The sequence below is a fragment of the uncultured Alistipes sp. genome (genome assembly GCF_902388705.1).
Lineage (GTDB): Bacteria > Bacteroidota > Bacteroidia > Bacteroidales > Rikenellaceae > Alistipes.
Genome location: NZ_CABMQJ010000040.1, coordinates 1 through 21216 on the forward strand (window position 1 = coordinate 1; position 21216 = coordinate 21216).

General features: G+C 61.1%; 23 protein-coding genes. 12 read left to right on the forward strand and 11 right to left on the reverse strand.

The features are described 5' to 3' along the window. Window positions 1-130: 130 nt before the first annotated feature. Window positions 131-1072 carry a nitronate monooxygenase gene (locus QZT71_RS09310; RefSeq protein WP_295915436.1) on the reverse strand — a complete coding sequence of 314 codons (942 nt, stop codon included), beginning with the start codon at window positions 1070-1072 and terminating at the stop codon, window positions 131-133. A 145-nt stretch (window positions 1073-1217) separates the two neighbouring features. Between QZT71_RS09310 and QZT71_RS09315 the strand changes: the two genes are divergently transcribed. Both QZT71_RS09315 and QZT71_RS09320 read left to right on the forward strand, forming a co-directional pair. After that, window positions 1218-2258 (forward strand): nucleoid-associated protein, encoded by a 1041-nt coding sequence (locus QZT71_RS09315; RefSeq protein WP_295915478.1) that lies wholly within the window; start codon window positions 1218-1220, stop codon window positions 2256-2258. 369 nt (window positions 2259-2627) lie between these two features. Further along, entirely contained in the window at window positions 2628-2882 is a 255-nt protein-coding gene (locus QZT71_RS09320; protein ID WP_295915437.1) for a helix-turn-helix transcriptional regulator, read from the forward strand. 16 nt (window positions 2883-2898) lie between these two features. Here the strand turns inward: QZT71_RS09320 and QZT71_RS09325 are convergent, their stop codons facing one another. Next, the gene (locus tag QZT71_RS09325) at window positions 2899-3468 is read right to left on the reverse strand and encodes a GNAT family N-acetyltransferase (RefSeq protein ID WP_295915438.1); all 570 of its coding nucleotides are present in this window, start codon (window positions 3466-3468) and stop codon (window positions 2899-2901) included. A gap of 67 nt (window positions 3469-3535) precedes the next feature. Between QZT71_RS09325 and def the strand changes: the two genes are divergently transcribed. After that, on the forward strand, window positions 3536-4129 hold the full coding sequence (def, locus tag QZT71_RS09330; protein ID WP_295915439.1) for a peptide deformylase: 594 nt from the start codon (window positions 3536-3538) through the stop codon (window positions 4127-4129). 56 nt (window positions 4130-4185) lie between these two features. Here the strand turns inward: def and QZT71_RS09335 are convergent, their stop codons facing one another. Both QZT71_RS09335 and QZT71_RS09340 read right to left on the reverse strand, forming a co-directional pair. Continuing rightward, on the reverse strand, window positions 4186-5538 hold the full coding sequence (locus QZT71_RS09335) for an MATE family efflux transporter (protein WP_295915441.1): 1353 nt from the start codon (window positions 5536-5538) through the stop codon (window positions 4186-4188). A 146-nt stretch (window positions 5539-5684) separates the two neighbouring features. After that, entirely contained in the window at window positions 5685-6248 is a 564-nt protein-coding gene (locus QZT71_RS09340; RefSeq protein ID WP_295915443.1) for a Crp/Fnr family transcriptional regulator, read from the reverse strand. Between the two features lie 219 nt (window positions 6249-6467). Between QZT71_RS09340 and QZT71_RS09345 the strand changes: the two genes are divergently transcribed. From QZT71_RS09345 to QZT71_RS09355, 3 genes are all read left to right on the forward strand, one after another. Beyond that, a complete protein-coding gene (locus QZT71_RS09345) occupies window positions 6468-6905 on the forward strand; it encodes an Hsp20/alpha crystallin family protein (protein ID WP_295915445.1) in 438 nt (145 codons plus the stop codon). 126 nt (window positions 6906-7031) lie between these two features. Beyond that, the gene (locus tag QZT71_RS09350) at window positions 7032-7766 is read left to right on the forward strand and encodes a copper homeostasis protein CutC (RefSeq protein WP_295915447.1); all 735 of its coding nucleotides are present in this window, start codon (window positions 7032-7034) and stop codon (window positions 7764-7766) included. Beyond that, window positions 7763-8947 carry a transglutaminase family protein gene (locus tag QZT71_RS09355; protein WP_295915449.1) on the forward strand — a complete coding sequence of 395 codons (1185 nt, stop codon included), beginning with the start codon at window positions 7763-7765 and terminating at the stop codon, window positions 8945-8947. Before QZT71_RS09350 ends, QZT71_RS09355 begins: the two co-directional genes overlap by 4 nt. An 82-nt stretch (window positions 8948-9029) precedes the next feature. Here QZT71_RS09355 and QZT71_RS09360 read toward each other — a convergent pair whose 3' ends face one another. Next, window positions 9030-9590 (reverse strand): GNAT family N-acetyltransferase, encoded by a 561-nt coding sequence (locus tag QZT71_RS09360; RefSeq protein WP_295915451.1) that lies wholly within the window; start codon window positions 9588-9590, stop codon window positions 9030-9032. A gap of 9 nt (window positions 9591-9599) precedes the next feature. Then, window positions 9600-10598 carry a 4Fe-4S dicluster domain-containing protein gene (locus QZT71_RS09365; protein ID WP_295915452.1) on the reverse strand — a complete coding sequence of 333 codons (999 nt, stop codon included), beginning with the start codon at window positions 10596-10598 and terminating at the stop codon, window positions 9600-9602. 90 nt (window positions 10599-10688) lie between these two features. On the opposite strand from QZT71_RS09365, the gene QZT71_RS09370 reads away from it, so the two are divergent. Then, on the forward strand, window positions 10689-11375 hold the full coding sequence (locus QZT71_RS09370) for a SagB/ThcOx family dehydrogenase (protein ID WP_295915453.1): 687 nt from the start codon (window positions 10689-10691) through the stop codon (window positions 11373-11375). 114 nt (window positions 11376-11489) lie between these two features. Here QZT71_RS09370 and QZT71_RS09375 read toward each other — a convergent pair whose 3' ends face one another. After that, window positions 11490-12047 (reverse strand): NUDIX hydrolase, encoded by a 558-nt coding sequence (locus QZT71_RS09375; protein WP_295915455.1) that lies wholly within the window; start codon window positions 12045-12047, stop codon window positions 11490-11492. 76 nt (window positions 12048-12123) lie between these two features. Between QZT71_RS09375 and QZT71_RS09380 the strand changes: the two genes are divergently transcribed. Together QZT71_RS09380 and QZT71_RS09385 are read left to right on the forward strand one after the other, a co-directional pair. Continuing rightward, complete coding sequence (locus QZT71_RS09380) at window positions 12124-13410, forward strand: serine dehydratase subunit alpha family protein (protein WP_295915457.1); 1287 nt, start codon at window positions 12124-12126, stop codon at window positions 13408-13410. Window positions 13411-13412: 2 nt separating this feature from the next. Beyond that, on the forward strand, window positions 13413-14693 hold the full coding sequence (locus QZT71_RS09385; RefSeq protein WP_295915459.1) for a histidine-type phosphatase: 1281 nt from the start codon (window positions 13413-13415) through the stop codon (window positions 14691-14693). 237 nt (window positions 14694-14930) lie between these two features. Here the strand turns inward: QZT71_RS09385 and QZT71_RS09390 are convergent, their stop codons facing one another. From QZT71_RS09390 to pepE, 4 genes are all read right to left on the reverse strand, one after another. Further along, the gene (locus QZT71_RS09390) at window positions 14931-16157 is read right to left on the reverse strand and encodes a glycosyltransferase N-terminal domain-containing protein (protein ID WP_295915460.1); all 1227 of its coding nucleotides are present in this window, start codon (window positions 16155-16157) and stop codon (window positions 14931-14933) included. 138 nt (window positions 16158-16295) lie between these two features. Beyond that, on the reverse strand, window positions 16296-16661 hold the full coding sequence (locus QZT71_RS09395) for a YraN family protein (protein ID WP_295915461.1): 366 nt from the start codon (window positions 16659-16661) through the stop codon (window positions 16296-16298). Window positions 16662-16666: 5 nt separating this feature from the next. Continuing rightward, complete coding sequence (locus QZT71_RS09400; RefSeq protein WP_295915463.1) at window positions 16667-17509, reverse strand: prephenate dehydrogenase; 843 nt, start codon at window positions 17507-17509, stop codon at window positions 16667-16669. Between the two features lie 52 nt (window positions 17510-17561). After that, the gene (gene pepE, locus QZT71_RS09405) at window positions 17562-18263 is read right to left on the reverse strand and encodes a dipeptidase PepE (RefSeq protein ID WP_295915465.1); all 702 of its coding nucleotides are present in this window, start codon (window positions 18261-18263) and stop codon (window positions 17562-17564) included. 178 nt (window positions 18264-18441) lie between these two features. Here pepE and QZT71_RS09410 point away from each other — a divergent pair, with 178 nt between their 5' ends. From QZT71_RS09410 to rnc, 3 genes are all read left to right on the forward strand, one after another. Next, window positions 18442-18678, forward strand: coding sequence for an acyl carrier protein (locus QZT71_RS09410; protein ID WP_018694937.1), 237 nt, complete (start codon window positions 18442-18444; stop codon window positions 18676-18678). Window positions 18679-18723: 45 nt separating this feature from the next. Further along, window positions 18724-19971 carry a beta-ketoacyl-ACP synthase II gene (gene fabF, locus QZT71_RS09415; RefSeq protein WP_295915477.1) on the forward strand — a complete coding sequence of 416 codons (1248 nt, stop codon included), beginning with the start codon at window positions 18724-18726 and terminating at the stop codon, window positions 19969-19971. Window positions 19972-20065: 94 nt separating this feature from the next. Then, window positions 20066-20764 carry a ribonuclease III gene (gene rnc, locus QZT71_RS09420; RefSeq protein ID WP_295915480.1) on the forward strand — a complete coding sequence of 233 codons (699 nt, stop codon included), beginning with the start codon at window positions 20066-20068 and terminating at the stop codon, window positions 20762-20764. Window positions 20765-21216 lie beyond the last annotated feature (452 nt).

The following is a 21216-nucleotide window of genomic DNA, read 5'->3' on the forward strand; positions in this document are numbered from 1 at the left end:
GTGCGCGTGTCGACGAGCTCGTGCGTTTCCTCTGCCGCGAGTACACACTCGACGTTGAAACCACGGGCAACATCCTGTCTGTCTTTCCCGCCGTTTCCGTCCCTGCTCCGCACCCCGAGCCGGAAATTTTCTACAATGCCGGGAGTCGCAGGCGTTCCGTTTCGTATTCGCCGACGATTTGGCCGATGATTGCGGCGGCTGTCGGCAGGTCGCGAATCAGCGAGGCGATTTGGCCGATTTCCAACTCTCCGTCCGACAGGTCGCCCTCGAAAATTCCCCGTTTCGAACGGCCGCGTCCCAGCAGCTCTTTCAGTTCGTCGGCCGTGGCGCCCCTGCTCTCGGCCTCTTCGACCGCCCGGTAGAAGTCGTTGCGGATGAGGCGCGTCGGGCTGATTTTCTTCAGCGCCAGCATCGTGTCGCCCTCCTGCAGGCCGATGCACAACTCTTTGAACGCTTCGCTGGCCGAGCTCTCCCGTGCGAGCGCGAAACGCGTTCCCATCTGGATGCCCTCGGCTCCCAGGGCGAATGCCGCCAGCATGCCCCGCCCCGTGGCGATGCCGCCTGCGGCAATCAGCGGGATGGATACCGCCTGCCGCACCTGCGGAACCAGCACCATCGTCGTCGTCTCCTCGCGTCCGTTGTGGCCGCCGGCCTCGAATCCCTCCGCGACTACGGCGTCGGCCCCCGCCTCCTGGCTTTTCAGGGCGAATTTCGTGCTCGAAACGACGTGCACGACTTTACACCCCGCATCGTGCAGCCGCGCAGTCCATGTTTTGGGACTGCCCGCCGAGGTGAAAACCGCCGGAACCCGCTCCTCGATGACGACCTCCATGATTTGCTCCGCATACCGGTACATCAGGGGCACGTTCACGCCGAACGGCTTGCCGGTCGCCGCACGGCATTTGCGGATATGTTCGCGCAGCAGCTCGGGTGTCATCGAGCCCGAGCCGATGAGCCCCAGTCCGCCCGCCTGGCTTACGGCGGCGGCCAGCCGCCAGCCGCTGCACCAAATCATGCCGCCCGCGACGATGGGGTAGCGGATGCCCAGCAGGGATGTGATTCTGTTTTCCATGGTTTCGTGTATTCGTTTCTCGCAAAAATAGGCAAATAATCGGCACTGCAATCCCCCTGCCGCAGGAAATAGCGGGCGTTTTACTTGACAGGTCGTGAAAATTTCGCCACCTTTGCACTCCCTTTACGATAAAATCAGCTACACGATGCTATATACGGAAGATACGCAGATCGGGGCGCTGGCGGTGCACATCGTCGGCAACAAGGCCAAGGACGAACCGCTCCTGATCTCCCCGGCGCTCTCGGAGCAGACGGACGACACGGGCCTGATGCAAACGCTCACTGCCTATTTCATGGGCGGCTTCAAGACGGAGGAGTACTACAACCTCTTCCACGAAACCGACCTCGCCTGCAACGAGGTCTATAATTTCGCCTGCAAAATCTTCGACGACCCGGAGGCGTTTTACGACAACTCCGTGAGCCTTGCCAAACACCTCTACGAAACAGGCGTGCATCCCCAAATCAAGAGCGGCGAATTTTATGTCGTCTACTTTACGGACTGCCGCTTCGGGGGCGAAACGGTCGATGCCGTGGGACTTTTCAAATCGGAAACGCGCGACACGTTCCTCGATGTCGAGCGGCAGGGCGAGGGACTGCATATCGCTTCGCACCAGGGTATCAGCGTCAACAGGCCGGACAAGGGCTGTGTGGTTTTCAACACCGAGCGCGAGCTGGGGTTCGCCGCCTGCGTGGTGGACAACACCAACCGTACCGAGGCCCGTTACTGGATTGACGATTTCCTGCGCGTGCGTCCGCGGCAGGACACCTACCACAACACGCACAATGTGCTGGCGATGTGCAAGAAGTACGTGACCAGGCACCTCCCCTCGGAATTCGAGGTTTCGAAAGCCGACCAGGCCGAGATGCTCAACGAAACGATGAAGTATTTCCGCGAGCAGGACAGTTTCTCGCTGGACGATTTCTCGGAGAAGGTAATCCGCCAGCCGGAGGTCGTGGAGAGCTTCACCCGCTACAAGCAGGAGTACGAACAGGAGCGCGACATCCGCATCGAGGACGAATTCGCCATTTCCGATTCGGCCGTGAAAAAGCAGGCGCGTTCCTACAAGAGCGTCATCAAGCTCGACCGCAATTTCCATATCTACGTCCACGGCAACCGCAGCCTGCTGGAGCAGGGCGAGGACGAGAAAGGCAAGTTCTACAAGGTCTATTATCAGGAAGAGGAGTGACGGAATGCCGCGGTGCGGCTGGGCTGCCGGTTGACGGGCTGCGATATTCGCGGCCCGTTTTTTTCGTACCGCCTTCCGCCGGATATACCTCCCTGTGACGGAATCAAATGGCCGCCGATTGTGTATATTTGTATAGACTGGAGTTTGGGAGGCGTCGTTTCCAGGGATTGTGCGGCTTTTTTTGCCGCTGTACGGTTTGTTTTCCGGATGTATTATAGGCGGGGAGGGGGTGTTGCTGTTTTTCGGGATGTTCCGGAACGGTGCGGTTATGGTGTATTCGGGTCGATTGCCTGTCGAATGAAGTAGTATCTTTCTGTTAACTACTTATTTGTCGTTGCACGTTGGTGCGTAAATGCGGTAATTTGCACTATGAAAAGGCAGCGGCGGAATGACTTTTTTGTCGGACAGGTCGTGGGCAGGCTGAAAGAGTATCGGCAGGCGCGCAACCTGACCCAGGAAACCGTGAGCGACCATACCCGGCTGAATATTGGACGGATAGAAACCGGACGGCATGATATTTCGCTTTCGACGCTGGCCATTCTCTGCGATTATTATAACGTTCCGCCCCGGGAGTTGTTCCAGGATATAGTGACGCACTCATCCTGCAGGGAGGATCGACCGTGAGGCCGATCCTTCCGTTTTATAGGCCGAACGGTTTTTCGAAGGCCAGCCGCTCGCCGCTTTCGTAGTGTATTTTTCCGCAGTAGGCGAACCCGAGCCGCCCGAGCAGCCGCAGCATGTAACGGTTGTCGAAATTGGTGTCCACGCGGAAGCTTCCGGCGCCCCGTTCGCGGGCGGCGGCTTCGACGCGCCGCATGAATTCCGCGGCCACGCCGCGGCCTTTCTCGCCGTCGGCCACCGCGAGGCGGTGCAGGACGACGTAATCGCCCCCGGTCAGCCATGCCCCCTCGATTGCTTCGTAGGCCGGTTCCCCGTCGAATAGTATCGCGCCGTAAGCGATGACCGTCCCGCTGTTTCCGACTGTCGCTGCCTTTGTATCGGCCGTGCCGCACGTTTCCGCCGCCGGTTTGCTGAAGACGTATCCCCAGCCGCGGGCGATGTCGCAGTCTATGTTTTCCCGGGCGGGATAGCCGTCCTGCCATTGCCGGCTTCCCAGCGCCCGCATCTGGGCCTGCGCCTGCCGGATGATTTCCAGGATGCGCGCCGTATCGGCGGGCCGGGCGGGCCGGAATTCCAAATCTTCGTTCATGGGGGCAAATATAGGAGATTTGCCGGAATTTCGATACCTTTGCCGCAGTTTTAAACCGAATCGGACTATGAAAATATGCGTCGTATTATGCGTTTGTTTGTTGTCCGCCTGCGCAGCCCCGACGGGCTTTACGGAGGACGAATGCAGGGTGATCGCCTCGCAGGGCGGTGCGATTATGCGGCTGTGCACGACAGCCGGCCGCAGCGATTCCCTGTTCCTGCGCCGCGAGGCTGCGGCACTGGGCCGCGGGGAACTGGCTTCGGACTGCTTCCGGCTGCTGAAAGAGGGGATGCTGGCCACGGTGCGGGATACGACCGACGCCGGGGTGGGGATTGCGGCCCCGCAGGTGGGCGTTTCGCGCCGGCTGATTGCCGTGCAGCGCTTCGACAAGCCGGGGAAGCCGTTCGAATTCTATGTCAATCCCCGCATCGTCTGGCGTTCCGGGACCGTGTCGGACGGTGGGGAGGGATGCCTCTCCGTACCCGGTGTCGCGGGGACGGTGCGGCGTGCGGACAGCATCGTTGTAAGCTACCTTGACGAGCGGGACATGCGTACGCATGCGGATACGGTCGCGGGGTTCACGGCCGTGATTTTCCAGCACGAAATCGACCACCTGGACGGGGTGTTGTTTATCGACAAAATGCTGCCGCCCGGGAAGTGACGTCAGCCGGTATGCACGGGAACGGGGGAGTTTCGTCAAAAGAGGCTCCCCCGTTTCTATCGGCGGGCCCTGTGTCCGGCGCCCAGCATGGCGAGCAGCAGCAGTGTTTCGAGCAGCTCCGCCGCAGGCACCGAGAGCCAGATGCCTGCCTCGCCGGCCAGGCGGGGCAGGACAAGGAAGCAGAGCGTCATCAGCACGATGCCGCGCAGCACGGTGAGCCACGTCGCCAGCCGCCCCCGCTCGATGCTCTGGTAATAGCCGATCGTGACGACGTTGATGCCGAAAAACGGATAGCCTGCGGCGAACCACGGAAGCCCGCGCACGGCGATTGCATAGGCCGGGGCGTCGGGCGTGAGAAACAACCCCACGATCCACGGGCTGCAGAGCCACGTGAACCCGAATACCGCGATGCCGCAGAGGAACGCCGTGCCGAGCGCCATGCGGAGCGCATCCCTGCCGCGCTGCGCCTCCCCGGCCCCGTGGCTGTAACTGATAATCGGCTGGGCCGACTGGATGATGCCGTTGTAGACCATGAAGATGATCGGGAAGATGTAGCAGGCGATGCTGTACGCCGCCACGCCGTCCTTGCCGATGTAGCGGATGAACGTGTAGTTGCCGACCACCATCAGGCACGAAATCGCCAGCTCGCTCAACAGCGCCGGGAACCCGATGTAGGTCATATAGCCGAGGTTGCGGGCCGCGAGGTGCAGGCTTTTGCGGCTCGTCTTGAGTCTCACGAAGTGCAGCGTCCGGCTGCGTCGGAACATGTACCACAGCATTACGCCCGAGCCGAGGATGTAGCCGATGCCCGTGGCGACGGCGGCGCCCGCGAGCCCCCAGCCGAATTCGAAGATGAAGAGGTAGTCGAGCAGGATGTTCAGCAGCGCCGCGCCGATATTGCACGCCATGGCGAAGCGGGGCGAGCCGTCGAGCCGCACGATGAACATCAGGATGTTGAATACGGCGAGCGGCGCCAGGAACAGCGTGAACCAGACGAGGTATTCGCGTGCCGGAACCATCAACTCGTCGGGCGTGCCCAGCAGCGCCAGCATCGGCCGCCAGCCGAGGATGAGCAGGGCGCTCAACACCGTTATCAGCAGCGCCGGTATGACGAGCGACTGCGTGATGTTGATTTCCGCCACGCGGCGCTTGCCTTGGGCCAGGTTCACCGACGCCACGACCGAGCCGCCCATGCCGAACATCAGGCCGAGGCCCGTGCCCAGCGTGAAGAGCGGTGCGACGATGTTGACCGCCGCCAGCGCGTCGCTGCCGATGCCCCGGCCCACGAAAATGCCGTCGGTGATGACGAACACTGCCGAAAAAACCATCCCCATGACCGTGGGGAAAAGAAAGCGGCGGAAGAGTTTGCCGACCGCCGTGCTCCTGTAATCGATACTGTCGCGTTGCATAATCCTGTACTTTTACAAAGTGGTGCAAAAGTAAGGCATCCGGCGGCAAAAAAACTTATCTTATGGTAATTTCCGCCTTGCGGTCACGCGTTTGACCTTCCCCGCTTTGCAGGAGAGAAGCGCGTCAGGGCGGGTCGAAGCCCTTTTTATTTGACCTCGGCGCGGATGCGGCTCAAACTTTGGGGCGTGAGGAAAAGGTAAGCGGCGAGGTCTTTCAGCGCGACGCGCTGCATGAGCTGGGGGTATTCGCGCAGCATGCGTTTGTATTGCTCGCCCTTGTCGCGCCATGCGTAGTCGGCGAAATAGTCTTCGTGGCGGCGCAGCTGCTCCTCGGCCATCAGCCTGCCCCAGTTCGCCAGTCCGGCGTTGGCGGCGAAAAGCTCCTCCATGCGGGTGCGGGGAATGCGCACGAGTGTCGTCGGCTCCATGGTTTCGATAATCTGGCGCGACAGGCCGCCGGGCTGCGTGCCGAGCGTCGAAGTCGCTGGGTCGCCCTCGAACGAGAACGAGAAGATGACGCACTTGTCCTCGCGCATGACGTACGTGCGCACCGAGCCCTGTGCGACGAAGCACAGGTCGGGGTCGCGCTGTCCCTGCTCGATGATTACCTCCTTGCGGGCGTGTTTCGTTATCGCGGCATGCTCCATCAGTTGCGCGATCTCCTGCTCCGGGAGCCCGTAGCGTTGGCGTAACAGTTGTGTGAATTCCATGCTGCAAAGGTACGTTTTTTTCTGCAGATGCGAAACGGCCTTCCGGTGGTATGAGTGCCGGTTTGTCATGTCGGAATTGCAGGTTTTGTGACAGTTTGTGACATTTTTGCATTTTTATGCCGCTGGCACAGGATTTGACCGTTAACGAATGAAACCGCACCGTAAGGGCGGCTGAAACGAACGAATGTTAAACCAAAATAAAACAAGGAGGACAAGATTATGACACCTGCAAGAACGAACCAAAACTGGTTGCCGAGCATTTTCAACGAATTACTGGGTAACAACTGGCTGGCCGAGCGCCACAACACCACGGCTCCCGCCGTCAACATCATCGACGACGAACACGAGTACAGGGTCGAGGTCGCAGCCCCGGGCATGACCCGCGAGGATTTCAAGGTGCACATCAACGAGGACAACGAACTGATTATCTCCGTGGAGAAGAAGTCCGAGCAGAAAGAGGAGGATAAGAAGCACAAGGGTACCTACCTGCGCCGCGAATTCTCCTACACGCAGTTCCAGCAGAGCCTGCTGCTGCCCGACAACATCGAGCGGGAGAAAATCTCGGCCAAGGTCGAAAACGGGGTGATGACCATCGACATCCCCAAGAAGAAAATCGAGGAGATGGCCCCGGCCACACGCCAGATCGAAGTGAAATAGGGCCCGCAGTGGGAGGTGGGGAGCATCCGCAAGGGTGCTCCTTTTTTTCGTGTCCGTTTCGCGTGCAGGGTGTTTTCCCCGGGCTGGCCTTTTGCTTTTCCGGTGCGGATTTTATACCTTTGCCCTATGACCACCGAACTTTGCGCCTACAGCCTCGAAGCATGTGAAACCGCCCGCAGGGCCGGTGTCACGCGCGTCGAATTGTGTGCTTCGCCCTGGGAGGGCGGCACGACCCCTTCGGCGGCAGCCATCCGCATGGCGCGCCGCATTCCGGGGTTGCAGCTCTGCGTGATGGTGCGTCCCCGGGGCGGGGATTTCCTCTGCTCCGACAGCGAATTCCGCCAGATGTGCGAAGAGATACGCTTCGCCCGCGCATGCGGCGCCGACGGCGTGGTATTCGGCCTGCTCACGGCCGACGGATGCGTCGACCGGGAACGTACGGCGGCCCTTGTGGCCGAAGCCGGGCCCATGCAGACCACCTTCCACCGGGCGTTCGACATGGCGCGCGATTCGTATGGGGCGCTCGAAGCGGTGATTGCCGCCGGGTGCACCCGCATCCTCACTTCGGGCGGCTGCAACACCGCTGCGGAGGGTGTCGGTACGCTTCGCCGGCTCGTGGAGCAGGCGGCGGGACGCATCGAAATCATGGCCGGCAGCGGCGTGAATCCCTCGAACGTGCGGCTGCTGGCCGCCGCGGGCGTCGACGCCGTGCATTTCAGCGCCCGCGAAATGCGCCCCGGCGGTATGACATACCGCAATCCGCGGGTTTCGATGGGCGGCTGTCCGGGGATTTCCGAATACGACCTGCTTTGTGCCGACGAGAAGACAATCCGACAAATACTGACCGAACTCAACCGATGAAACGCATCCTGCTCCTTTTGCTGGGGCTCTGCCTCTGCTCCTGCGGCCGCTACGGCTGCGGCGTTCCCGCCGAATACGAACCCCTGCTCGATGCCGCGCTGGCCGACTCTCCGCGTGCCGACAGCCTGCGGCAGCTGCTGCGCGACACTCCGCGCGACGAGCGCCGCGAAATGGCTTTCCTGCTCGCATATATGCCGCGCGGCGACCGCGATACGATGCGCCTCGGCCTGCTGCGCGAGAACGTGGAGTACGCCTGCCGCGCCCGCCGCACGTACCCGTGGACGCGGGCGCTGCCCGATTCCGTATTCCTGAACGAGGTGCTGCCTTATGCCGCCGTGGACGAGGTGCGCGACAGTTGGCGGGCGGATTTTTACGCCCGCTTCGCCCGCCGTGCGGCCGGATGCCGCGACATGTGCGCCGCAATCGACTCGGTGAACCGCAACATCTGCGCCGACGTGCAGGTGGAGTATAACACCGCCCGCGAGAAGACCAACCAGAGCCCCGCCGAATCCATGCGGCAGCATATGGCCTCCTGCACCGGGCTTTCCGTCCTGCTGGTCGACGCCCTGCGCGCCGCGGGCATTCCCGCCCGGTTCGCCGGGACGCCTGCCTGGCACGATGACCGGGGCAACCACAGCTGGGTCGAGGTGTGGATCGACGGCCGCTGGTACTTCACGGAGTACTATCCCTCGGGGCTGGATTATGCATGGTTTTTGGCCGACGCCGGGAAAGCGCCGGCGGACGACCCCGCACACGGAATTTTCGCCGTGTCGTTCCGGCCCACGGGCGAACGTTTCCCGATGGTGTGGAACGAGGATTCGCACGATGTGCACGGCGTGGACGTTACGCAGCGCTACCGCGACCTGTATGCCGCCTATGCGGATAACCTCGCGGCGCAGGGGACACATACCGCCGTGACTTTCATGATGTATGACAAACCGGCCCGCGCGGGGCGGTCGGATGCCCGCGTGGCGGCCAACGTCGACGTCTTCTGCGGCGCGGAGCAGATGGGCGGCGGCCGTACGGCCGGGCCGCGGCAGGATATGAACGACGCCCTGCGCTTCCTGCTGGAGAAAGGCAAAACCTATACGTTCCGTTATGCGAATGCCCGGGGAGAGGCGGCCGAGGTCACGGCCGAAGTGGGCGACGGCCCGGTTACCGTTACCGGGTATATGGAGTAGCGCCGCCGCAGCCCCGCTGTGCCGGAAATCCGTCCGGCCCGATGATGCGAAAGCCGGATTCCGTGCACGGAATCCGGCTTTGCTATGCGTTCTTTTCCGCGTCGGATGCTTCCTGCTGGAAGTCGATGTCGATGCGGTCGATTTGCAGGTCGGGGATTGGCACCAACCCCGTGTGCGGGGCGTGCCCGAGCTCCATGTGCAGGATGGGGTAGGGCTTGCCCGACGGGTCGGTCGCATCGCGTCCCGAGGTGCGGAATCCCAGCCTTTCGTAGAAACCCGCCGCCTGCGGGTTCTGCTCGTTGACATCGACCCGCCGTACACCGCAGTTTCTCACCGTGTGCTCCACGAGTCGCCGCCCCAGCCCTTTGCCCCGCATTGCCGGGGCGACGAAGAGCATTTCGAGCATGTCGCCGGCCACGCCGGCAAAGGCGGCGAATCCGCCGGATTGCCCGGTTGCGTTGTCGTTTTCCCGTATGACATACAGGTTTACTGCCGGCAGCGCATCCTGGCGTACCGTCCTGCGGAAGAACGGGATGTCTTCCGGTGCCAGGAAATCGTGCGTCGCCCGTACGGATGCCTCCCAGAGGGCCGTCAGTGCGTCCAGTTCAGCGGGAGTGGGGGTTGTCAGGTGTTCAATTATCATGATAAGGTGCTATAAAAGGGTTACGGGCGGTTTGCGCCGTGCGAAGTTGCGGGCGAGTACGGCGGCGAAAGGGGTTTCGAACGTGCGTGCGCCGAACGTACAGCCTTTCACGCAGGCGCAGCAGCGGATGCAGTGCGCCGGGTCGGTGTGCAGTTCGTCGCCGCGCGTGATGGCCTGCGTGGGGCAGATCGCCACACAGCGTCCGCACTGTGTGCAGCGCCCGGCATCCCCCTTGGGCAGCAGTGCGACGGGGGTGCGTTTCTGCCGTTTGCGGTAGCCCAGCACGAAACGGATGAACCGCAGCTGCGACAGCAGCGGGGTGCGGGGAGCGCGGAGCTTGGCCGCATCGACCGGCACGAGGGTGTCCTGTGCCAGTTTTTCGCGCACCTGCGCCCCGAAAGCCTCGGCTGCGGCGATATCCCCTGCATCGGGACGTCCCGGTGCAATGGGGGTATCTGGCGTGCTGTACGAATGTTCGCCCACGAATGCCGCCGCCGCTACGGGGACGAAACCCCGCTGTGCGACGAATGCCGCCAGTTCGGCCGCCGCCGTGCCGAACGCCCGGTTGCCGTAGACCGCGAGTACGACGGCCGGGGTTCCCGTGCCGCGTATGCCTTGCAGGCGCTCCAGCGCGGCCGGGGCGGCATGGCCCCCGTAGACGGGCACGGCGAAGATGGCTGCGGTGTCGGCGGGCAGCGTGAGGGTCTTCCCGGCCGTGTGGGTGAGATCGACGGCCGTTACGGGGAGTGTTCCCGTTTCTGCTTCCGTTCCTGTTTTCGCCTCCTTTCCTGCTTCCGGGAGGGAAGCAGCTTCGGCCGCGTTGTTTGCGGCAGCCGTGTGCGCCGTGTTTTCATCGCCCGTGCGCCTGTTCAAGGTGCCGTCCACGGCCGGAGTGGCGTCTTTTGCCGCGCCGTTGTTGCGGGACATGCCCCGGGCTACTGCCGCGGCTGTTTTTTTCGAAGTCCCCGTGGGGGAGAAAAAGAGGGTATGGATACTGGTCGTTTTCATCGTTTCCGGCGGATTTTTTGCGGTATAAAGATACTGTTTTCCCGGCGATATTTTTTATATTTGCGTGAGATACTGTAAAATTCAAGGAGAATGACTGTGAAGATTTTAACATGTGCGGCCCTGCTGCTCGCCGGATGCGGCGGCACGAAGGCGGCCAAAGAGGAGGCGAAAGCCCCCGAAACGAGAACCGAAGTGAAGCACGGGGCGGAAATCGCCCTCGTGAAACCGGCCCCGACGGGCGGTGTGAGCGTCGACGAGGCGCTCTGGAACCGCCGCTCGTCGCGTGAATACGCGTCTGAAGCCCTCACGCTCGAAGAGCTCTCGGGGGTGATGTGGGCCGCGGCGGGCATCAACCGTCCGCAGGAGGGCCGCCTGACGGCGCCCTCGGCGCTGGCGCTCTATCCCGTCCGCGTCTACGCGTTCTTCCCGGAAGGCGTTTACAGCTACGACGCCGGGGCGCAGAAACTCGTCCGCGTGCTGGAGGGTGACCGGCGGAACCTGGCCGGCGCGCAGCCGTTCGTCTATACGGCGCCGCTCAATTTGGTCTATGTCGCCGACAGGTCGGTTTACGAGGGGAAAAACATTCCCGCGGAACATGTCCGCTACCTGTGCGGACAGGATGCCGCCGGCTATGCCCAGAACGTCAACATCTACACCGCGGGCCACGGCCTGAAGTCGATTACGCGCGGCAGCGGCCCCGGGGCGGAGCTGCTCGAGGCCCTCGGCCTCGATCCCGGGCGCTACTTCTTCGCCCTGGCGCAGACGGTCGGCAAGTGACTCTCTGCCGAAACAGAAAAGGAGCAGCGAAAGCCGCTCCTTTTTTGTCCGGCAGCCGCCTTCCCGCAGCTCCGTTTTTCAAAATACCCGTCGGAAGCGGGCCGCCGTGACCGGTTACAATCCGTATTCTGCGGCGTAACGCCACAAGGGCGCCGCCATCAGCGCCTGCCGGATGCGGCCGCTTTCGAGCAGTTCGCGCACTTCGGCTGCCGAGAAGAGATGCACGCGGATGTCCTCCGTGGCGTCGAGGTGCTGTTCGCCGAGTCGCTCCACGCCGGTGGCCAGGTAACAGTAGGTCAAGTTGTTATGTGTCGAGGGGTTCGGCGCCGTGACCATCAGTTCGCGCCACTCCCCGCCGCCGTATCCCGTTTCTTCGGCCAGTTCGCGCTGTGCCGCGGCCAGCATCGAGGCGTCGTCCGGCTCGGCGACCCCCGCCGGAATTTCGTAATCCGTTTCGCCCAGCCCGTGGCGGTACTGGTCGATAAAGACGAATTTCCCCTCTTTCGTAATGGCGATGACGTTCACCCAGTCGGGGTATTCGAAAACATAATAGTCGGGGATTCGGCGCCCGTCGGGCAGTTCGATGCTCTCGTGGCGTACGGTGAACCAAGGTTTACGGGCGAGGTATTCGCTGGTGAGAACTTTCCAGTTGCGCTTTTTCGGATTTTCCATGGCGGTGTCTTTGTTATCGGATGCAAAAATAACGAAAAATAGTTATCTTTGTATCACATGTAAAAAACGAGCGTCCATGCTGTCACAAAACGAACGAAACCGAATCATAGCCCTTATCAACCGCGAAGTCGTGCCCGCCATCGGGTGTACCGAGCCGATTGCCGTCGCCCTGTGCACGGCGCGAGCCGCCGAGCTGCTCGGTGTGCGGCCCGAAAAAATCGCCGTGCGCTTGAGCGCCAATATCCTCAAGAACGCCATGGGCGTGGGCATTCCGGGTACGGGGATGATCGGCCTGCCGATTGCCGTGGCGCTCGGGGCGCTGGTCGGACGCCCGGAGTACCAGTTGGAGGTGCTGCGCGACGTGACGCCCGACGCCGTGGCGGAGGGCCGCCGCTATATCGACGAAAAGCGTATCTGCATCTCCCTGAAAGAGGGAATCGGGGAAAAACTCTATATCGAGGTCGAAGCCGAAGCCGCCGGGCATCGTGCCGTGGCGGTTATCGCGGGCGGGCATACGGCGTTCGTCTACCTCGAGCGCGACGGCGAGGTGACGCTCGACAAACGCACCGCCCCGGCTGCCGACGAGCAGGGGGGCGAAGTGCCCCTCACGCTGCGCCGGGTCTGGGACTTCGCCATGACGGCGCCCCTCGGCGAGCTGCGTTTCATCCTCGAAACCCGCCGTCTGAACAAGGCCGCTGCCGAGCGGGCCTTCGCCGGCGAATTCGGCCATTGCGTAGGCCGCACGCTCCGCTGCGAGCGGGAGCGCAAAATCATGGGCGACAGCATCTTTTCCCGCATTCTCTCCTATACCTCCGCAGCGTGCGACGCCCGCATGGCCGGGGCGATGATTCCCGTGATGAGCAATTCGGGCAGCGGCAATCAGGGCATCGCGGCCACGCTGCCCGTCGTGGTCTATGCCGAGCAGACTGCGGCCGACGAGGAGCAGACCGTCCGTGCGCTGGTGTTGAGCCACCTTACGGTCATTTACATCAAGCAGAGCCTGGGCCGCCTGTCGGCCCTGTGCGGCTGCGTGGTGGCTGCCACAGGTTCGAGCTGCGGCATCACCTACCTGATGGGCGGCGGCTACGAGCAGGTCGCCGCGGCGGTGAAGAACATGATCGCCAACCTCACGGGCATGATTTGCGACGGGGCCAAGCCCAGTTGCGCCATGAAGCTGACGAGCGGTGTTTCGACCGCCGTGCTTTCGGCCATGATGGCCATGGACGGCCACTGCGTAACGCCCGTCGAGGGAATTATCGAGGAGGATGTGGACAAATGCATCCGCAACCTGACGACCATCGGCCGCGACGGCATGAACGAAACCGACAGGCTCGTTCTTGGAATTATGACACATAAATGCTGATTATGAATAGACTGACATTGAATTTGAGGCTTTGCGCGGCGTTCCTGCTGCTGGGCCTGTGGGGCGCTGCGGCCCAGACCGCCCGCGAGCAGATTGCGGCCATGCCCGAACGTGCGGGCGGAATCTACCACTCGTACGAGTACCTGCCGGGCGAATCCGTGCCCGTCCCCAAAGGGTATGTCCCTTTTTATATCAGCCATTACGGCCGCCACGGCAGCCGCTGGCACACGTCGGAGAGTGTTTACGAAACTCCGCTGAAAATCCTGCGCAAGGCCGCCGCGGCCGATGCGCTGACGCCCGAAGGCCGTGATTTGCTGGACAAGGTCGAGGTTATCGCCGCCGATGCCAAAGACCGTTACGGCGACCTTTCGCCCCGCGGCGTTGCGGAGCACCGGGGCATTGCCGAGCGGATGTTCCGGGCCTATCCCGAAGTTTTCTCGACCAAGGGCGGCCGCGAATGCCTCGTCCAGAGCCGTTCGACGCTCGTGCCGCGCTGTATTTTGAGCATGGCGGCTTTCAACGAGCGCCTCAAGGAGCTGAACCCGGCGATTCGGATGACCCGCGAGTCGAGCCAGCGTTACATTCCCTATATGAGCAACGGCAAGGGGATAAACTCCCAGCGCGAAGCCTCGGGTGCCGTGGCCGACAGCCTGCAGGCCGTGCTTACGCACCCCGAACGGCTGATGGAGTCGCTCTTTTCCGATCCCGCGTTCGTGCAGCGCGAGGTGAAAGACCCCGCCAGGCTGATGAACCGGCTATTGGCGCAGGCGGCTATCATGCAGGACGTCGATTACCTGGGTATTTCGCTCTACGATTTCTTCACCGACGAGGAGATTTATGCCGCGTGGGAAGCCGAGAATTTCCGCCGCTACGTGATGTTCGGCCCTTCGAAGCGTTTCGGCGATCCGATTATCGCCGATGCCAAACCCCTGCTGCGCAATATCATAGAAACAGCCGAGGCGGTGATTGGCGGCGAGGAGAATCTCTCGGCGTCGCTGCGCTTCGGCCACGATGTGAACGTCATTCCGCTGGTGGCGCTGCTGGGCGTCGAAGGCGCTTCGGGCCGTGTGTCGACGCCCGGGGAGGCGGCCGAAACCTGGCAGATACACCGCGTTTCGCCGATGGCGACCAACGTGCAGTTCATCTTTTTCCGCAATCCCAAAACGGGTGACGTGCGGGTGCGCGTGCTGCATAACGAGCGCGACGCCAACCTGCCGATTGCGGGTGGCCCCTATTACGAGTGGGAGACGCTGCGCGATTACTGCAAGAAACGCTACGAGTAGCGGGCGCTGTTAAAACGGAGCGCAGGGCCTTCTGGCCCTGCGCTCCGTTTTTTATGTTGCCGGTTCCTGGCTGTGGGTTTTTCCGGGACTGCGGACCCGCGGGAGATGCCCGTCGGGCTGCGCCTTTTCGTCCGGCCGGGACATTGCCGCCCCGCATTGCAGGTGCTGTTTCGCGCGAGCCCTGTTGCGCTCGCTGCGAGAGGTATTTATCCGGCTTGGTTATGCCTGTGCGGCGGTTTAATGGAAAATCGTCTTGACGATGATACCCGTGGCTCCCTGGTGGCGGGTCGTGTAATCCTTGGCGATGCGGCTGGTTTTCTGCAGGAACTCTTCGTTGTCGCGCAAGGGGACGAACCACGCGCGCAGTTCGTCGTAATCCTTGACCGACCGTGCTGCGCCGAGCGTTACGAGGTCGCGGGCCTCCTTGAATTTCCGGTAGTTGGGGCCGAACGCCACCGGAAGCCCGAACGTCGCGGCCTCCAGCGTGTTGTGGATGCCCACGCCGAATCCTCCGCCGATGTAGCTCCACGCGGCATAGCCGTAGACCGATGAGAGAATTCCCATCGTGTCGAGAATCAGCAGCTGTTTCGAACCGTATGCCGTGTGCGGCGTACAGCGGGTGTAGCGCAACGCGCCGCCTTTGGTTTCGGCCATGAGGCGTTCGATGCGCCCCTCGTCCATTTCATGCGGGGCGACGATGAACTTTACCTCGGGGTTGTCGTTCATCAGGCGAATCAGCAGCTCCTCGTCGGGGCCCCAGGTCGAGCCGGCCACGAAGATGCGCCTGTCGCCTTTGAAACGCTCGATGACGTCGATATGCTTGGCGGCTTTGGCAATCTCCGCCACGCGGTCGAAACGGGTGTCGCCCGCGACGATTACGTTGTCGAAGCCCAGGCCGGCCAGCAGTTTCTTCGATTCGTCGTTCTGCACGAACATCACGTCGAACGACTCCAGCGCCTGCCGCCACATGCCTCCGTAGGGGCGGAAGAAAATCGAGTTGCGGCGGAAGATGGCTGAAACGATGTAGCTGCGCACCTTGCGGCGGCGCAGTTCGCGCAGCAGGTTGAGCCAGAACTCGTATTTTACGAAGATTGCGATTTCGGGATGTGCGGCGTCGAGGAACCGGCGGGCGTTGCGGGGCGTGTCGATCGGCAGGTAGAAGATGTAATCCGCGCCCGGATAGTTCTTGCGGATTTCGTAACCCGACGGCGAGAAGAACGTGAGCAGGATTTTGTATTCGGGGTGTGTTTTGCGGATTCGCTCGATGATGGGACGCCCCTGCTCGAATTCGCCGAGCGACGCCACGTGCACCCATACGATGCGGGCGGCGGGGTCGATGGCTTCGGCCATGCGTTTGAGGAGATCCTTGCGGCCGTCGAGCCACAGCCGTGCCTTCGGATGCCTCGGTGCAACGAGCCGGATGACCCATACGTAGAGCGTCAGACCGAAATTATATAACCACATCGTTGTTTACGGTTTGCGGTGTTGAGATACTTTTGTTAACTGTTGCCGGATGTGCGACCCGGCTTTCTTCCCGGCTCTGTAACAGAGCGTTCGAATTTTAGTCCGACAAAGGTAGCATATTTTGTCGGAAAAGCAAAATCACCAGTTATATTCCATTGCCTGCCCTACGAGGCGCACCTCCGTGCTTCCGTCCGGCATTACGTCCACGGCCGCCAGGTCGAATTGCGGCTCGGCCTGCTCGCCCGTGACGGCCAGGTAGCGCAGGGCCGCCTGTGTCAGGGCCCGGAACTTCTGGGGCGTGACGGCCGCTTCGGGCGGGGTGAGGGAGCCCGCCCGGCGGGTCTTGACCTCCACGAAGTGTACGACGCCCGCTTTGCGGGCTACGATGTCCAGTTCGTAGCGGCCCCAGCGCCAGTTGAGGGCGCATATCTCGTACCCCGCGCGGCGGAGGTATTCCGTCGCGGCGCGCTCGCCCGCGCGTCCCGTTTCGGCTGCCGTGCTCATGCGCTTCAGTGGATGATACGCTGGATTGAGTTGGCCCGGTCGAAAGCGGCTTTCAGCCCTTCGGTGTCGTCGCGCTCGAGCATCCGGCGCATGATTTGCAGCTGGTGGATATGCTCGCGCAGCACGTCGAGCACGTTGTATTTGTTGCGCAGCAGAATCGGCACCCAGGTCGCCGCCGAACTCTTCGCCAGACGCACGGTGCTTTCGAAACCGCCGCCCGCCAGGTCGAAGATGTGCCGCTCCTCGCGCTCTTTTTCGAGGACGGTGAGCGCCAGCGCGAACGAGGTGACGTGGGAGATGTGCGACACGTAAGCCGCGTGCAGGTCGTGCTCCTCGGCCTCCATGTAGACCACCGGCGCCTCCAGCGTGCGGAATATGCGTTCCACCGTCGACAGCGCGTCGGCGTCGCTGCGCCCGGTTTCGCACAGCACGACGTTGCGGCCCGTGAAAGCGCCGTGCTGCGCAGCCCTCGGGCCGCTGTACTCGGTGCCCCACATCGGGTGTACGGCCACGAAACGCCCGCGGCGCGCGTGCATCGAGATAACCTCGCACAACTCGGCTTTGATGGAGCCCATGTCCATCACCACCTGCCTGTCGGTCACCCGGTTGAGGACTTTGACGGCCATCAGGGGAATGGTGTCGACGGGCGTGGCCAGTACAATCAGGTCGGCCGATGCAATTCCCTCATCGAGGGTGACGATACGGTCGGCCAGCCCGAGCCGCAGGGCTTCGGCGGCGTTCTGCTCCGAATTTTCGACGCCGAGTATTTCATCCGCAATGCCGCGGTCGCGCAATGCGAGGGCAAAAGAGCCTCCTATGAGGCCCAGACCCGCAATCAGAATTTTCATACCTATATATAATATGTTATTTTCGGCCCGGAATCGCTCTCCGGGCCGGGTATCAGGCCAGGAACGACAGGTCGCCGCCCGGTTCGACTTCAAACGTTTCCGTTCCTTTGCGGAACATGCGCATCGGGCGGCTGCCAATCAGCTCCAGCTTCCCGTCCTCGCAGCGGAGCATGCACCCCTCGCGCAGCCCGGCCACCCAGCGGCGCGGATTGGCCTCGATGTATTCGAGTATGCGCTGCTCGCGCGTTTCCCCGGCGTGCCCTTCGGGATTGGCGTCGAGGTAGTGGGGGTTGATCTGGAACTTCACCGCCCCGATGGCTTTGAACGACTGCGGCTCGACGATGGGCATGTCGTTTGTGGTGCAGATGGTCGGGCAGGCCACGTTGCTGCCCGCCGACCACCCGACGTAGGGTGTCCCGGACTTGATTTTGCGCAGGATGGCGGTCATAAGTCCCTGTTCCTGCATCTTTTTGGCCAGTGCGAACGTGTTGCCCCCGCCGACGCAGACGGCTTCCGCCTCGCGCACCATGCGTGCGGGATCCTTGGCCCGGTGTACCGAACGGACGCGGATGCCCAGCTCCGAAAAACGCGCCTGGACTTTCTTTTCATACTCGGCGTAGGAAAAAGTTACGGCGGCATAGGGAACGAATACGATTTCGCGCACGCCCTGCAGGAAACGCCCGATTTCAGGCATCGGATAGCGGAGATATTCCTCCCCGGCATTGGTCGAATTCGAGATCAGAAGCAGTTTCATAAGGATATGGTTTTGAATCGATTAATTAAAAAAATGTGCTAAATGTCGAAAAAGTTGTGAATAAAAAAAAGGTTCGTTTTGTCAAAAGTAATAAAAAAAGTGTTACTTTTGCGCAAAATTACCTCGGAAATACCAAAGAACTATTTCCAAATAATTGTTTAACTAAAAATTTAAAATTATGTCAGAAGTTCAATCAAAAGTTGTCGAGATTATCGTCGACAAACTGGGAGTCAAAGAGTCGGAGGTAGTGCCCGAAGCAAGCTTCACCAACCACCTGGGTGCAGACTCGCTCGACACTGTAGAGCTCATCATGGAGTTCGAGAAGGCTTTCGATATTCAGATTCCGGACGAGGACGCTGAAAAGATCGCTACCGTAGGTGATGCTATCAAGTACATCGAAGAGCACAAGAAATAATTTTCACTTAAAGAGTTTTCACAGCCTCTTTAAAGCCTTAAATTTATGATAGAAAGAAGAGTAGTTGTTACGGGCATCGGTACGATAAACCCGCTCGGTAATAATATTGAGGAGTATTTTTCGAATTTGGAAAAGGGAGTCAGCGGTGCCGCACCGATTACTCATTTCGATGCAGAAAAGTTTAAGACGAAGTTCGCTTGTGAAGTAAAGAATTACGACTCGACGCTGTATTTCGACCGCAAGGAGGTACGCAAGTACGACCTCTTTACCCAATATGCCCTGATCGCGGCCACGCAGGCCGTGGAGGATTCCGGACTCGATCTGGAAACCGTGGACAAGGAACAGGTAGGCGTAATATGGAGTTCGGGCATCGGAGGAATCAAGTCTTTCTTCGATGAGTGTCTGGGCTGGGCCGCAGGGGATGGAACCCCGCGGTTTAGCCCGTTCTTTATTCCGCGCATGATTTCCGACATCGCAGCGGGTTTCATCTCCATGAAGTACGGCTTCATGGGCCCGAACTACTGCACCGTGTCGGCCTGCGCCTCTTCGAACCACGGCATGATGGACGCCATGAACGCTATCCGTTACGGCAAGGCCGACGTGATGGTGACGGGCGGATCGGAAGCCGCGGTCAACGAGCCGAGTGTCGGCGGTTTCAACTCCATGCAGGCGCTTTCCACGCGCAACGACGATCCCACGCACGCTTCGCGTCCTTTCGACAAGGATCGTGACGGCTTCGTGATCGGCGAGGGTGCGGGCGCCCTGGTTTTCGAGGAGTACGAGCACGCCAAGGCGCGCGGTGCGAAAATTTACTGCGAGGTCGTCGGCGGAGGCTGTTCGGCCGACGCTTACCACTTCACCGCGCCCCATCCCGAGGGAAAGGGTGCCATGAAGTCGATGCGCGACGCCATCAAGGATGCCGGCATCAAACCAGAAGATATTGATTACGTGAACGTTCACGGCACTTCGACCCCCGCGGGCGACATCCCCGAACTGAAAGCTGTCGCCGGTGTATTGGGTGACCACGTCTATAACATCAATATCTCTTCCACCAAGTCGATGACGGGACACCTGCTGGGTGCCGCCGGAGCTGCCGAGGCCCTGGCCTGCATCTTCGCCATCACGCACGGCGTGGTTCCCCCGACCATCAACTGCGAGAACCTCGACCCGGAGATCGACCCGAACCTGAACCTGACGCTGAACAAGGCGCAGAAGCGCGAAGTGAAATGCGCGTTGAGCAATACGTTCGGTTTCGGCGGACACAACTCCACGGTCATTTTCCGTAAAATCTGATTCCTTAACCGTCCGGGCCGTGTTGGATTTCATATTACGCCCTTTCAAAAGGAACTTCGGGCGGGACAAGGCGTATTACAGGATCGTCGATGACATGTTCGGGTTTATCCCGCACAACATCGAACTTTACAAGCTGGCTTTGATTCACAAGTCAGCTTCTTTGGTTCTGGAGGACGGGCAGGCCGTCAACAACGAGCGGCTCGAGTTCCTCGGGGACGCCGTAATCGAGGCGGTCACCTCCGACTACCTTTTCATCGAATATCCCGACCGCGACGAGGGCTTCCTCACGCAGCTGCGGTCGAAAATCGTATCGCGCCAGTCGCTCAACGAGCTTGCCGTGAAGATCGGGCTGGACAGCCAGGTCATCGCCAACGGCAGCACGAGTGTCACGCAGAAGCACATTTACGGCGACGCTTTCGAGGCGATGATGGGGGCGGTTTACCTCGACCAGGGCTATGATTTCGTCAACCGGCTGCTCATCAACCGCATCTATTTCCGGCTCCTGAACCTCGACGAGCTGACCGAGTCGGAAACCGATTTCAAGAGCCGCCTGATCGAATGGTGCCAGAAGAACCGGCACAAGATTGTTTTCCGCACGGGCAACGACAAGGAGTACGCTGCGAATCATCCGGTTTTTTACTCCACGGTGCTGGTCGACGGCATCGAGGTGGGACACGGCTCCGGCGACTCGAAGAAGGAGGCCGAGCAGAGCGCCGCATTCTCCGTGGCGGAGTATATGAGCGACGAACAGTGCGCTTCGCTGCTGGACAAGTTCGATAAACTGGCGAAATAACTCCGGGTTATCCGCCGCCTGGCCGGACTACGTGCGAGTGGCAGCCTGTGTGGTGCGTACTATTGTTTAAATCAGCTTGTTGCTGTGCGAGTGCGTGCGGGGCGGCCGGCGGCTGGCTGTCGGCTTCGATAACTTTTCCGAATAAGGCTGCTGCCGTTACGGCGCTGAAAGGCTTGCCGCCGAGGCGGTTGAGCCCGATACGGACCCGATAACTTTCCCGAATGGGCCTGCCGCCGGTGCTGCGGGCCGGACTGCGGTCGGAGCGCTTGGCCCGACATGAATCCGATAATCCTTTCCGCATGAAAACGATTGCCGATAAGATGGCGGCGCGGGGCGTCGAAGCCCTGGACGACCGGGAACTGCTGGCGCTGCTGACCGAAGACGAACAGCTCGCCGGGGCGTTGCTTGCCGCCTGCGGCAATTCGCTCGCACGCATCGGTTCCGCGGATGCG